This is a genomic window from Paenibacillus anseongensis (genome assembly GCF_009757995.1).
GTDB lineage: Bacteria > Bacillota > Bacilli > Paenibacillales > NBRC-103111 > Paenibacillus_E > Paenibacillus_E chondroitinus.
Map to the genome: position 1 here is coordinate 26,197 of NZ_WSEM01000015.1, position 13,945 is coordinate 40,141.

12 protein-coding genes are annotated in these 13,945 nt (G+C 47.8%); 8 read left to right on the forward strand and 4 right to left on the reverse strand.

Annotation, left to right across the window (positions count from 1 at the left end; all coding sequences use genetic code 11):
* The first annotated feature begins 257 nt into the window (after positions 1 to 257).
* The 6 genes from GON05_RS14915 to ald all read left to right on the forward strand — a co-directional run bounded on the left by GON05_RS14915 (position 258) and on the right by ald (position 8,088).
* The gene (locus tag GON05_RS14915; protein WP_157319831.1) at positions 258 to 1,604 is read left to right on the forward strand and encodes an ABC transporter substrate-binding protein; all 1,347 of its coding nucleotides are present in this window, start codon (positions 258 to 260) and stop codon (positions 1,602 to 1,604) included.
* A gap of 134 nt (positions 1,605 to 1,738) precedes the next feature.
* Positions 1,739 to 2,758 carry a LacI family DNA-binding transcriptional regulator gene (locus GON05_RS14920; RefSeq protein WP_157319832.1) on the forward strand — a complete coding sequence of 340 codons (1,020 nt, stop codon included), beginning with the start codon at positions 1,739 to 1,741 and terminating at the stop codon, positions 2,756 to 2,758.
* A 17-nt stretch (positions 2,759 to 2,775) separates the two neighbouring features.
* Entirely contained in the window at positions 2,776 to 3,897 is a 1,122-nt protein-coding gene (locus GON05_RS14925; RefSeq protein ID WP_127449506.1) for a glycoside hydrolase family 88 protein, read from the forward strand.
* Positions 3,890 to 5,041, forward strand: a complete 1,152-nt coding sequence (locus GON05_RS14930) for a DUF2264 domain-containing protein (RefSeq protein WP_157319834.1) — start codon at positions 3,890 to 3,892, stop codon at positions 5,039 to 5,041. Before GON05_RS14925 ends, GON05_RS14930 begins: the two co-directional genes overlap by 8 nt.
* 140 nt (positions 5,042 to 5,181) lie before the next feature.
* Positions 5,182 to 6,849, forward strand: coding sequence for a PucR family transcriptional regulator (locus tag GON05_RS14935; RefSeq protein ID WP_309492261.1), 1,668 nt, complete (start codon positions 5,182 to 5,184; stop codon positions 6,847 to 6,849).
* Between the two features lie 123 nt (positions 6,850 to 6,972).
* On the forward strand, positions 6,973 to 8,088 hold the full coding sequence (ald, locus tag GON05_RS14940) for an alanine dehydrogenase (protein WP_157319835.1): 1,116 nt from the start codon (positions 6,973 to 6,975) through the stop codon (positions 8,086 to 8,088).
* A 46-nt stretch (positions 8,089 to 8,134) separates the two neighbouring features.
* Here the strand turns inward: ald and GON05_RS14945 are convergent, their stop codons facing one another.
* From GON05_RS14945 to GON05_RS14955, 3 genes are read right to left on the reverse strand one after another with little or no spacing between them, the layout of a single operon-like run.
* The gene (locus tag GON05_RS14945) at positions 8,135 to 8,992 is read right to left on the reverse strand and encodes a MetQ/NlpA family ABC transporter substrate-binding protein (protein WP_157319837.1); all 858 of its coding nucleotides are present in this window, start codon (positions 8,990 to 8,992) and stop codon (positions 8,135 to 8,137) included.
* 30 nt (positions 8,993 to 9,022) lie between these two features.
* Positions 9,023 to 9,685 (reverse strand): methionine ABC transporter permease, encoded by a 663-nt coding sequence (locus GON05_RS14950; RefSeq protein ID WP_157319838.1) that lies wholly within the window; start codon positions 9,683 to 9,685, stop codon positions 9,023 to 9,025.
* Positions 9,682 to 10,710, reverse strand: a complete 1,029-nt coding sequence (locus GON05_RS14955; RefSeq protein WP_157320042.1) for a methionine ABC transporter ATP-binding protein — start codon at positions 10,708 to 10,710, stop codon at positions 9,682 to 9,684. Before GON05_RS14955 ends, GON05_RS14950 begins: the two co-directional genes overlap by 4 nt.
* A gap of 235 nt (positions 10,711 to 10,945) precedes the next feature.
* Between GON05_RS14955 and GON05_RS14960 the strand changes: the two genes are divergently transcribed.
* Entirely contained in the window at positions 10,946 to 12,616 is a 1,671-nt protein-coding gene (locus GON05_RS14960; RefSeq protein WP_157319839.1) for a hypothetical protein, read from the forward strand.
* 18 nt (positions 12,617 to 12,634) lie between these two features.
* Complete coding sequence (locus GON05_RS14965; protein ID WP_157319841.1) at positions 12,635 to 13,594, forward strand: acetylxylan esterase; 960 nt, start codon at positions 12,635 to 12,637, stop codon at positions 13,592 to 13,594.
* 54 nt (positions 13,595 to 13,648) lie between these two features.
* On the opposite strand, the gene GON05_RS14970 is transcribed toward GON05_RS14965, so the two are convergent.
* A complete protein-coding gene (locus GON05_RS14970) occupies positions 13,649 to 13,852 on the reverse strand; it encodes a YrzA family protein (protein WP_127449519.1) in 204 nt (67 codons plus the stop codon).
* Positions 13,853 to 13,945: the final 93 nt, after the last annotated feature.

A 13,945-nucleotide genomic window follows, 5' to 3' on the forward strand; every position in this document is an offset into this window, starting at 1 on the left:
CCGGATTGAAGCGGTTTGGTAGTACCTGAGAGTCAATGTCATAAGCAAGAAACCTCCCTAACCCTGAAAGAATGTCATGCATGAACAGTACTACGTAAAAAGTAGCGCGTTGGTTTTATTTTTTTTTAATATTTTTTTAACACTGTTTTTTAAACAAATACCTCTACTTTCTGGATTAAACTTTCCCCTAGAAAGTTGGATAATAAACATGTAAGCGTTATCCAAATTTGATCGGCTCACTTAGGGGAGGAATAGAGATGAAAAAAGTGTTCACTTTAGCTCTGTCGTTATCCATCATGTTTACTGCGGCAGCATGCTCGTCAGGTACGAATACGCCAGCAGCACCTGCGGCCAGCGCGGAACCATCCAAAGCTGCAGCGGCTACAACAGCACCTAGCAAAGATCCAGTTAAGCTTCGCGTTGCTTGGTGGGGTGGGCAAGCGCGTCACGATTACACGTTAAAAGTGATCGAGATGTATGAGAAACAGAACCCGAATGTCAAAATTGAAGCGGAATACGCGCCATTCGACGACTACTGGAAAAAGCTTGCTCCGCAAGCCTCAGCCAATCAGCTGCCGGATGTTATCCAGATGGATATCTCGTACCTGACCCAATACGGCGGGAAAAATCAGTTGGCGGATATGACGCCTTACACGAAAAATGGCCTGATCGACGTTTCCTCCATCTCCCCGAATAATATTTCCGGCGGTGAAGTAGGCGGTAAGTTAGTCGCGATGAACTTAGGCGTGAATGCGCTGGCGACGACAGTAGATGTGAATACGTTCAAGAGCTTAGGCATTCCAACACCAACCAAAGATTGGACTTGGGAGGATTATGATGCGGTTGCGGCAAAAGCGAAAGCTGGCGGCAAACAAATCGGCGGCTTTGCGCTTCATCATGAAGTTTTCTTCCCGTACTACCTGCGTACTGTCGATCAAAAAATGTATAATGCAGATGGGACGGCGCTTGGTTACACCGACGATAAACCGTTCATTGACTACTTCAAACGTTACCAAAAATGGTACGAAGCCGGCAATATCCTTTCCCTTGATAAAGAGTCACAGAAGAAAGGTGTAGCTGAGGAAGACGAAATTTTGCTGAACAACGCGGTAACCGGCAATGGTTGGTCCAATCAATTCTTGGCTGTTGCCAACTTGGTGAAAGACCGTCCGCTTGAATTGCTCCCGCTTCCTGGACGCAACGGAAATAAAGGCTTGTTCTTGAAACCAAGTATGTACTTCTCCATTGCGAACAGCTCCAAGCAAAAAGAAGAAGCAGCGAAGTTCATCTCTTTCTTCGTGAACGATATTGAAGCCAACAAATTGATTAAAGGCGACCGTGGTGTGCCTGTTTCCTCTAAAGTGAAAGATGCGCTCAAACCGCTGCTGTCCCCGAACGAAGTGAAAATCTTTGATTATGTCGCATGGGCTGAACAAAACAGCTCCCAAATGGATCCTCCGAACCCGGTTGGTTCCATCGAAGTCGAGAAATTGCTCAAAGCTGCCAGCGAGCAAATCTTGTACAAGAAAACGAGCATAGAAGATGCTGCTGCGAAATTCCGCAAAGATGCTAACGCTGTGTTGGAAAAAAATAAAGCGAAGTAACTCTTCGTCAAAACGAGAGGCCGGAATTCCCTTGAAGTGAGGGAACCGGTCTTTTTTTCTCTTGACAGGTTAAACGTTTCACATTAAGCTAATAGAGTATGTTAAACGTTTAACAAAACGGAGTTGAAACAGGGATGACCAAGCCCAAACAAGTCACCATTGTAGAAGTGGCCGAAGCAGCAGGTGTGTCGATTGCCACCGTCTCCAATGTGTTGAATCGAGGTGGTATTCGCTCATCGAAAGAGACCATTCGCAAAGTCGAATTGGCTGCTGAACAACTGGGATATCGACGCAACACGATGGCAGCAGGTCTAAGCCGTAACAAAACTTATGAAATCGGTCTCATTATTCCAGCGATGGCCGGCTACTATGGACAGCTTGCCGAACATTTACAGATTGAAGCGCATCATGCTGGATATCACTTATCCGTTTTCTCTTCGGGAGGTTTTGACCCGGATATTGAACGCAGGCACTTGGAAGTTTTGCTGCAGCGAAGAGTTGACGGGTTAATTTGCCATGGTTTAGCTATGGGCTTTGAAACGACGCGCTCTATCGTCAACAGCGGAACACCTTTAGTGCTGATCAATGGGTGGGGCTGGCCGGAGGACATCGCGACAGGAGCTGTGAATCTTGGATTTGCAGGAGCTTGCTTGCAGTCCGTCAAGGTGCTTGCCGATCATGGCTGCGAAGCGATCTGCTACTTAGGCAGCAAACGCTCGAAAGTCATCGATGAACAGCGGCTCATCGGTTTTAATGCCGGGATGGCGCAATTCGGTGGGGGTGTGTCCCAAGAAATTGTGGATACGATGGGCTTGGATATCGAGGCCTATCTGCGTGATCTTATGCAGCAGCATGCAAAGCCTGTTGGCATTGTCGCTTTTGACGATCATGTGGCATTGAGAGTGTTATCTGCGGCTAATAAGCTGCACATTGATATTCCGGGCCGCCTAAAATTAATTGGAATTAATAACGATTATATTGCGAAAGAAAGCTATCCTGGCATTTCAAGCTGGGACATTCCTTATATCGATCAAGCGCAAATGGCGATAAACAAGCTGATGCACAAGATTGCCAACAAAACGGAGTCAGGCGAAGACCGCGAAATCGAGGTCCCGCTTACTTTTATAGAACGAGGAACAACCAAACTACAGTAAACGGAGTGAATCATTGTATGTGGAAACAAGCCATTGAAGATGCTTTACAGAAAACGAAAGTGAACATTGAACGTTTTGGGGATTTATTTCCTCATGTCAGCGAAAATGATGTGTATCACTTGAATCCGAATACGGATTGGACGGACGGCTTCTGGTCCGGTATTTTGTGGCTGGGCTACCAATACAGCGGTGACAAAGCATTTCAAGAGGCTGCACAGAAAACGGTGGCAAGCTTTAAGAAAAGATTGGAAGACAATGTTGCTCTAGATCATCATGATATCGGCTTTTTATATTCCCTTTCCTCCAAAGCGCAATGGATCATTGAAAAAGATGAGAATGCCAAACAGCTTACACTTCAAGCTGCTGACGTATTGATGAAGCGCTGGAGACCAAAAGGTCAGTATATTCAAGCTTGGGGCCCAGAAGGCGATGAGCATAACGGTGGCCGCATTATCATTGACTGCATGATGAATCTGCCGCTATTGTACTGGGCTTATGAACAAACAGGCGACGCGAAATACAAAGAAGTTGCTGTCATTCATGCCGATTTAAGCCGCCGTTATTTGGTGCGTGGCGACGATTCCTCTTTCCACACGTTCTATTTTGACCAAGAAAACGGTGAGCCATTGCATGGTGGAACGGCACAAGGATATAGCGATGGATCAACATGGACTCGCGGCCAAGCATGGGGGATTTATGGGTTTGCGCTTTCTTACCACTATACGAAAAATCCGCTTTACCTGGAAACTGCGAAACGTTTGGCTCGTTACTTCTTTGACCGCTTACCGCAGGATGACGTTGTGTACTGGGATTTCAATGCGCCTGTGAACGCAGAAACGAAACGCGACAGCTCCGCTTCCGCGATTGCTTCTGCAGGAGCGCTTGAGTTGTTGGAGCATTTGGCTGGGGATGATGCAGACCGTGCTTATTTGGAAAATGCGATTGGGCGCTCCATGGCTGGACTCGTGAAATCGTATGCAACAATCGGCAAGCCGGATGCACAAGGTTTCATTGAGCGCGGCTCCTATAGTGTACGCGGCGGAAATGCGCCGGACGACTTCATGATCTGGGGAGATTACTACTACTTGGAAGCGCTTGTGCGCATGGAGAAAGGAATCAAAGGATACTGGTATGAATAATCAAGCGGCAGCCAGCAGTACCCGTTCTTACTGGGTACAAACCATGCTTCGCATTGCGGATCCGGTTCTTACGGCATTGGCAGATAAACAACTGCGGGCAACCATGCCTGTTGAAAATAAAAAAGAAGAGCAGCGCCAATACTCGCATCTGGAGGCTTTTGCCCGTACGCTTGTTGGTATCTCTCCTTGGCTGGAAACACCTGCGCTGGATGCAGAAGAGGAAAAGCTTCGGACACATTACGTCCAGCTCGTGCGTACAGGTCTGGATGCGGCGACTGATCCCGAATCGCCTGATTTCATGAACTTTAGCCACGGATTTCAGCCGATTGTGGACACTGCTTTTCTATCGCATGCGATTCTGCGAGCTCCTAACACACTTTGGCATGGACTGGAGAGCCGTGTTCAGAGCAATCTTGTGCAAGCCTTGAAAGCGACAAGAACTCGCAAGCCGGGTTTCAACAACTGGCTGTTGTTCGCTGCGATGACGGAAACCGCGCTTAGATTTATGGGTGAGGATTGGGATCAGATGCGTGTGGACTTTGCCCTCAAGCAGCATGAGCAGTGGTACCTCGGAGACGGCATGTACGGCGATGGCCCTCACTATCATGCGGATTACTACAACAGCTTCGTGATTCAGCCTATGCTGGTTGATATCATCGAGCATGTGGATGCGCATTATGAAGATTGGGCTGTTATGCGCAAGGACATTTTGGCTCGTGCGCAGCGTTATGCCGCTGTTCAGGAGCGTTCCATCTCTCCTGAGGGCACGTTCCCTGTTATCGGCAGGTCGCTTGCTTACCGGTTCGGCGCTTTTCAGTCGCTGGCTCAGACAGCGCTGCGTCGCGAACTGCCGGTTGGTGTTTCTCCTTCGCAAGTTAGATGCGCATTAAGCGCCATCATCACGCGTCTGATTGAAGCACCGGGCACCTTCGACGAAAAGGGCTGGCTGACGATTGGTTTATGCGGTCACCAGCCTGAACTTGGCGAGCCTTACATCTCTACAGGCAGCCTATACCTGTGCTCCGCTGTCTTCCTGCCGCTTGGTTTGCCGGCGGATGATGCGTTCTGGAGCGATGCGGATGCGCCTTGGACCTCGCAGAAGGTTTGGTCCGGGCAAACCGTTGCCATTGATAAAGCCATATAAGTTTGGATATCCAAAAAGCGCCTTGTTTCCTAGTGAAACAGGCGCTTTTTTCATGTATACTAAACTTCGTTAATTCTTTTATCCCCAAACAGCCTGAATAGTCAATTGTGGATAACTTTGATGAGCCAGAAGAAAGTAGCGTGACAGTCTTGAATCAAGATTATCAATTAACGGTTGAAGAAGTGCTAGGTAGACCCTTCTTTCAGCAAGCCTATATTGCAGCAGGACAAGAGGGGTTACAGCGTCTAGTGCGCTGGGTGCACATCATTGAAGTGATCCAGTTTGAAGAGCTGCTGCAGGGCGGAGAGATGATCCTGACGACGGGGGCTGCCTTTAAGAGCGATACGAAGCTGTTTATGCTCTATTTGGAGCAGCTTATTAATAATAACGTTTCCTGTCTTTGCATAGAGATGGGCCATTATTTAAGTGCTATCCCGCAGACGTGGATCGACGCGGCGGAAGCCTGCGGGCTCCCTCTCATTATTTTCCCTCAAGCGGTGCGCTTTATCGACATTACGCAAGATATTCATGCGCACATCATTAACCAACATCATAAAGTACTCCAAGATCTGGAGAAAATTTCACGAGAATTCCATCGCATGACATTATCTTCGCAGGGCGTATCCCACGTGCTGGGGCTGCTCCAGAGCAGTACTAAAGCCCAAGTCATCTATATGCCTCAAGATGGCCAACCCAAATTTGTTCCACAGCTGGGGAGTCGGGAGACGACGCAATGGCTGGAAATTTTGAATAACCAAATAGAACGGGAAACAACGGCCAGCAATACAGGCTCTCCAGTCGTTTTTGAATTAGAAGGCCAGACAGTTATCGTACAGCCTGTTGGCGCGATGGGGAAAACCTGGGCCCATATTATTCTTGTTTTAGGTCGTAAACCACAGGAATATGAGTACTTGATTCTGGACTCCGCCTCTTTGTCGATCGCGCAGGATTTATTGCGGAAACGCTATATGGAAGAGCGCAAATTGTACTCGCAAACCTTATGGGTAGACGATCTGCTCCATCTTCGCATTCGTGACGAGGAGCAGGTCAAAGTCCTGATTGGCCACGGATTTAAACAGCTGAATGAGCTGCCTTATCATGTTATTTTAATCGAATTTGAACATAGACAGATCGAATACAAATCCGTACTTGAAGACGGTGATGGCATAGAATCTGCGGGTATTCATCTTTCATTAGCCGCACGTTCCATTTTTGAGCAGCACACGTTTCATCCCTTATTGACTTTGAAAAATAATCGGCTTGTCGTCGTAGCTTTTGACAAAACGTCCAAACGGCCGGCCAAAGAGCGGCTTCAGCAGGTGTTTCAGTCGCTTCAGCTTTTGAAAGCTGAGGAGGAGATGGAGCTGACCATCGGAGTTGGCCAAAGCAACCGCAGCTTTTTGCAAGCCCACCGAAGCTATCAAGAAGCGCTTCAAGCGATTTCGCTTGCTCCGACACTGCGGGGCAAAGTGCAGTTTTATGACGAGCTGGGCGTTTTCCAACTGCTTTTTCATATTGCCGACAAGCAAATTCTGCAGTCTTTTGTCCGTACGTATTTAGGGCCGATTATCGATTATGATCACATGAAAGGCAGCGAGCTGCTGCGCACGCTTAAGGTTTATCTGGACAGCGACGGGTCTAAGCAAATTGCGGCCCAACAGCTTTTTATCGTTCGACAGTCCCTTTATTACCGTCTGGAGAAAATAGAGGAGCTGCTAGGTGCAGATTACATGCTTCCTGAGAAACGACTAGCACTGCAGGTCGGAATTCGGGCGTATCAACTGCTTTATCCGGAAATAAAATTGTGAAAAAAAACCGAACAGATTTTTGACAATTTGTCTAATGGAACAAGATCGGATCCCTCTTATACTTGGAACTATCAAGTGAAGACGGATCCTTTTTCGTGGGTCCCTAGGAGAGGTAGATGCAGAATGATTATTGGGGTTCCTAAGGAAATAAAAAATAATGAGTTTCGTGTGGGCATGACGCCTAGCTCCGTGCTTTCTTATACAAAAGCGGGGCATGAAGTTTTGGTAGAAACCATGGCAGGTCACAGTATCGGATTCACGAATGAAGATTACGTACAAGCAGGAGCGACGATCGTTGCTGCAGCATCGGACGTTTGGGCAGCTGAAATGGTTGTTAAAGTGAAAGAGCCGCTCCCAGAGGAGTATGGCTACTTCCATGAAGGTTTGATTTTATACACGTATCTTCACCTTGCACCTGAAGCTGAATTGACACATGCATTAGCTCGCAACAAGGTTACTGCAATTGCGTATGAAACCATTCAGTTGGACAATGGCAGTCTTCCATTATTGACGCCAATGAGTGAAGTAGCAGGCCGCATGTCCGTCCAAATCGGCGCGCATTTCTTGGAGAAAGCGCACGGCGGCAAAGGGATTCTGTTAGGTGGCGTACCTGGTGTTGAGCCTGGAAAAGTAGCAGTCATCGGCGGGGGAATCGTAGGAGCCAACGCAGCGAAAATGGCGATTGGATTAGGCGCCGATGTTACAATAGTGGACCTGAATCCGGATCGTTTGCGCCAATTGGATGATCTCTTTCAGGGACGTGTGAAAACGATTATGTCAAGCCCTTATAACATCGCCGAAGTTGTGCGGCAAGCTGATTTGGTGGTCGGCGCTGTACTCATTCCTGGCGCTCGCGCACCCCGTCTCGTGACCGAAGAGATGGTCAAAACGATGAGTCCCGGCAGCGTGATTGTGGACGTTGCGATCGACCAAGGCGGCTCCATTGAGACGATAGATCGCATCACAACGCATGACCAACCGACTTACGAGAAGCATGGCGTTATTCACTACGCAGTAGCGAATATGCCTGGTGCCGTAGCTCGCACGTCTACATTGGCTCTAACAAATGTGACTACGCCATATGGCTTGCAAATTGCCGGCAAAGGGTATGTGCAGGCTGCACTCGACAATAGAGCCATTGCCAAAGGGATTAATGTTGTAGCGGGGCACGTTACGTACAAGGCTGTCGCTGAGGCGCATGGCTACGCATATACGGATATTCAATCTCTATTACAATAAGTATAAGAAAACCCGTTAGGAAGATCTTCCTGACGGGTTTTCTATGTTAGAACGCTGGAACGATAGCGCCTTTGTATTTATCTTCGATGAATTTTTTTGTGTCAGCGGAGTTCAATTCTTTCGCCAGCTTTTGCATAGCTTCGGAATCTTTGTTGTCCGGACGAGCGACGAGAATGTTCACGTAAGGGGAGTTTTTGTCCTCGATGAACAGCGCATCTTTCGTAGGGTTCAAATTCGCTTGAAGCGCGTAGTTCGTGTTAATGAGCGCTAGATCGAACTCACCGATCGTACGTGGCAGCATAGCCGGGTCAAGCTCTTTAATTTGAAGTTTTTTGTTGTTTTCGACGATGTCTTTCACAGTTCCTTTAATGCCAACGCCATCTTTCAGCTTGATCAAACCGTTTTTCTCCATCAAAGCTAGCGCACGGCCGGCATTGGACGGGTCATTCGGAATAGCGACAGTTGCTCCTTCTTTCAGTTCAGCAGCGGATTTCACTTTTTGAGAGTAAGCACCAAAAGGTTCGATGTGTACGCCGACGACTTTAACAAGGTCTTGCTTTTTATCGGCATTGTATTGGTCCAGGTAAGGCTGGTGTTGGAAAAAGTTTGCGTCCAATTGTTTTTCAAACACTTGCACATTCGGTTGTACATAATCGTTGAACTCGATGACTTCCAGGTTAACACCTTGAGTCTTCATTTTTGCTTTGATACCGTTCAAAATTTCAGCGTGAGGAACGGAAGACGCGCCAACTTTCAAAGTAACTTCTTTGGCAGGCGTCGTTGCTGCTGGCGCTCCAGAAGCAGCTGGCGCTGTGCTGGCTTGGTTCTCAGCCGGTTTTTGTCCACATGCGGCAAGCGCCAACACGAAGAATAGAGCAACAAGTGAAACAGAAAGTTTTTTCATGATAAAATGACCTCCAATAATCGTGATGTCTTATTTGCGGTTGTATTTGGCGACCATGCGGTCCCCAAGCATTTGTAAAAGCTGAACGAAAAGGACTAGGATAACGACGGTGACGATCATAATGTCCGTACGGAACCGCATATAGCCGTAGCGGAGCGCAAGATCGCCGAGCCCGCCTCCGCCTACGACGCCTGACATGGCGGAGTAGGAGAGCAGGGCAACAGCCGTCACCGTAACGGCTGAGATCAAGCCCGAGCGTGCTTCCGGCAGCAGAACGCGCCAGACGATTTGCCATGGCGTTGCGCCCATCGACTGAGCGGCTTCAATGACGCCGCTCTCGATCTCGCGCAGCGCGGATTCAACCAGCCGCGCCAGGAAGGGCGCGGCGGCAATCACGAGAGGCGGGATCGCGCCTTTCACGCCGATCGTGGTGTGCACGAGCGCCTTCGTGATCGGAAACACCGAGATCATGAGAATAACGAAGGGCACGGAGCGCAGGATGTTCACGATCAGTGAGAGCACGCCGTATAGCGGCATATTTTGCAGCAATTGCCCTTTGGAAGTAAGGAATAAAATAATGCCAAGGGCTAAGCCAATGATGATGGTAAACAGGAGCGACCACCCCAGCATGACTAGCGTGTCGCCGGTTGCTTTGGCAATCTCAGCCCAGTTAATTTCCCAAGTCATATTCATGGGGCCATCACCTCCACATCCATTCCTTCTTGCTTCAATTTAGCAATAACAGCCTCGATTTCCTCTTGATGAGCACCGGATAATTGCACGACCAATTGGCCGTACGGCACCCCTTTCATGGAAGAAATGGTACCTTGCAAAATAGCAAAGGTCACATTCGTCGATTTGACAGTCTCGAAGAGAATCGGTTCATATGTCTTCGCTCCGATATACGTAATCCGAATGACAGTACCTTGCGTATTATCACTGTTCAGGTTCATGCCGTCTTCCGTTACGCTGCTCGCGAAATCAGCAACCTGTCCGACGAAATCCTTCGTTACCGGATGCTGCGGCTGTAGGAACACATCTAGCACTTTCCCGGTTTCGACGATCAAACCCTTCTCCATAACAGCAACGCGGTCACAAATCGCGCGAATGACCTGCATTTCATGCGTAATCAGCAGAATCGTAATGCCAAGTTTCCGGTTAATATCGAGCAGCAGAGCGAGAATGGCATTCGTAGTCTGCGGATCAAGGGCAGAAGTAGCTTCGTCGCAGAGCAAAATGTCCGGATGGTTAGCTAGCGCTCTGGCAATACCGACACGCTGCTTCTGTCCACCCGAGAGCTGGTTGGGATATTTGCCGGCATGGTCCTGCAGTCCCACCAATTCAAGCAGCTCTTTAATCCGTGCTTTTATTTCAGCTTGTCCCATACCCGCCAGCTTCAGCGGGAAAGCGATATTATCGGCAACCGTAGAGGAGGAGAGCAAATTGAAATGTTGAAAAATCATGCCGATCTTGCGGCGCTTTACTTGCAGCTGTTTGGCATTTAAACTTGTCATGTCTTCGCCGTCGATGGTGATGCTTCCCGAGGATGGACGTTCAAGTAAATTTACACATCGCAACAAGGTGCTTTTCCCTGCACCGGAATGTCCGATGATGCCGAAGATTTCTCCGCGATCGATATGTAAATGGATCTGCTGGATAGCCGGTACACGTCCCGGTACATCCTCGTACACTTTTTGTAAGCTCTCGATATGAATCAGGATGAATACCTCCTATCCCAAGCAAATAATGGTGACTATATATTTTGACCAATGGTAGATTATTTTATAAGAAATTGTAAAGGGAAGCAACAGCCAAAATATGAAAAAATGAATGTTCCGTCAGTCATTGACGCTGCATATGATTGCATATAAACTTGAGTTAAACGTTTCAACTAAGAAAGACAGCGCTTTATTATACAAATAAACCGTTATCTTTGATGAAGGACGCAAGGGGATGACAAATTTGACGAATTTGCAACAAAGACAAAACGAAATCAAATCAAAGGTAGCCGCGGTGGCCTATCAACTGCCAATACTAGAAAGTGGCTTTTTATTTCACCAAGATGTTCGAGATAATTTCTATTATGCTTCCTATTTATTTGCCGCTTCTCAAGAGCATGAAATGGAATTTGCCGGTGACCGCCAATTGGCGAAAAGTAAAGCAGAAACGATTCTTCAACGTTTACTTGAACTACAGGACCAGGATGCGCAAAGCCCAACTTACGGACATTGGCCGTTAAATTTAAAACCAACACCGCAGGAAGCTTCTAAAAACACACTTCCCGTGGAACTGATGGGAAGTTTAATGGTTTATTTTTATGATCGATACTCAGCCGTTCTTAGCGAGCCCTTACGCAGCTCATTTGAAGAAGCGCTTCAACATATCTATAAGAGCAATTTTTATCGTAAAAAGGTTGAGCATTACAACCATCACGAAGCCAAATACACGGCTGCCAAGCTCATTTTTGGGCAGCGCTTTGCAGATAAAGAATTGTTGGAGGATGGCATTGCGAGCTTACGCCTTACATTGGATCGGATTACCTCAATTGGTATGTCCGAATACGGAGGGCTGCCATGGTTCTGGCATTGGGTTCAGGCGTTTACGTGCGCTTGGCAGCTAATGAAGGATCAAGAGCTGAAACAGGAGCTCGCTCAGATGCTGGATTATTTATGGCGTATCCGCTCGACGTATTATTTGAGAGGGGCCTGGGTGGGACCCCATTCCAGAATTTGGCCCCATGATATGCCTAGGGATACGAATGTCCTGCACGATTATGTGCAGTATGGGGATTTCACGCTTCCTGAGGAAATGCCTCGAACCGAATTTGCAGGTTTTCTCGCGTATGAAGCTCCAGCGGATGCTCTGGAACTCGCCTTGCATCGTAAGGCGCCAACTGAAGTGAAGTTTCGAATTCCCAAGCAGGCGGGAACGGCGGCTAATGATGAGGATGTGCTGCACAGCTATGCATATATCACAGAAAGTTTCGCAGTAGGCGGTATCTACGAGCGTATGCTTGAATTTGACAATGAACAGCACCGCTGGGATGTGTCGCTTCCCCTGGCTGCTGTGACAGGCGTCAATCATGCTTATTTTTTTCATCCAGCTGCTGGAAATAAAGAAGGAGATTTACGGCATCAGAGCGAATTTTCAGAAGTGTTTTTTCACCGGAACACCGTCATTGCTGATTATCAAATCCCCGAAAGCAATCAAGATCAAATTATTGGCTGTTTGCCGGCAGGGGAATGGGTGGAAGATGAGCATGCGTTGTTCGGTATTTGTGGACAAGCGTACATGGCTGTCTATATTCAGCAGTCGTATCAAAGGGAAGCGTTCGCCGACCGTTCCATCATCATGAGCAGCGGCCGCAATAATGCCGTTGTGATTGAATGCATCGACAAGCATGACGCGCTGAAAAAGGGGATTGAGGGCGTACGTCAATTCGCTAGCACGATGAAAAACAGGCATCCGGAGCACGCTCAGTCAGATGAGGGCGGAGCCGTATTGACTTACACAACGCTGAATAATGATGTACTTGTTTTCAAAAGCGGTCCTGACCGCGATCTGGGCAGATGGGTCAATGGTCAAGCTGTTCAGTTCGATGCGTATAAGGCCCCTTTAAAATAAAAGAAAAGAGGAGTTATCATGCCATTAGTGGATATGCCTTTAGAGAAGCTGCTCGCTTATGAGGGCCGCAATCCCCGACCTGCTGATTTTGATGCGTATTGGGAGCGGGCCATTGCCGAAATGAAAGCCGTTGATCCGCAAATCGAGCTGCGTCCTAGCGAATTTCAAGTTCCTTTCGCTGAATGCTTCGATCTTTATTTCACAGGCGTGAAGGGCGCACGGATCTATGCCAAATATATTCGCCCTAAGCACTCATCCGCTCCGCATCCAGCTATCGTACAATTTCATGGTTATTCAGGTAATTCCGGCGATTGGTCGGATAAAGTTCAGTATGCCGCTTTAGGGTACTCGTTTTTCTCCATGGATTGCCGTGGGCAAGGCGGCTTGTCCGAAGATGTAGGAGGCATGAAAGGGACTACGCTCAGAGGCCATATCGTGCGCGGATTGGACGATCATCCTGATCAATTATTGTTCAGGGATATTTTCCTTGATACAGCGCAGCTGGCTGGTATCGCGATGAGCATGCCGGAAGTGAATGCAGAGCGTGTAGGCGCTATGGGAGGCTCTCAAGGCGGAGCTCTGACGATTGCTTGCGCTGCACTCGAGCCGCGTATTAAGCGATTGGCGCCGGTGTACCCGTTTCTTAGCGACTATAAGCGCGTATGGGAAATGGATTTGGCGAAGGATGCCTATCAAGAGCTGAAGGACTTTTTCCGCCGTCATGACCCGCAGCATAAACGGGAAGAGGAAGTTTTCACCAAGTTAGGGTACATCGATATTCAAAATCTAGCCGGACGAATTCAAGGTGAAGTCATGATGGCTGTTGGTTTAGCCGACACGGTATGTCCGCCTTCAACGCAATTTGCCGCTTACAACAAAATCAAATCGCCTAAAAGTTACGAGCTGTATCCGGATTTCGGACATGAAGGCCTTCCCGGCTTTAATGATAAGACGCTTCAGTTCATGCTGGGCTTATAATGCAAAAAATGACTCTCTCATCGATTCGGATGGGAAGTCATTTTTTCATGTCGTTTACGATTTGAAGTGGACAACCGCACTGTAGAGCATTTTACCGGCATTCGGGTCGAATGTGGTGTGATGCTGAACGGCGTAAACACTTAATAACAGCGCTTTATTATTATCTACTTGTTCGTTAATTTGCTTCTCCAGCGTTCGCAAGTCATAGGCTTGAAAGAACTCAATTTTATTGTCAATTCGGTCTAATATAAAATCCATTTCCGTAATCCTCCTAGGTAACATATGTGAAAATTAGATGACTTCTCTATTATAACGTCAATATCTGATATAGGAAGTGGCTTTGAATAGGCG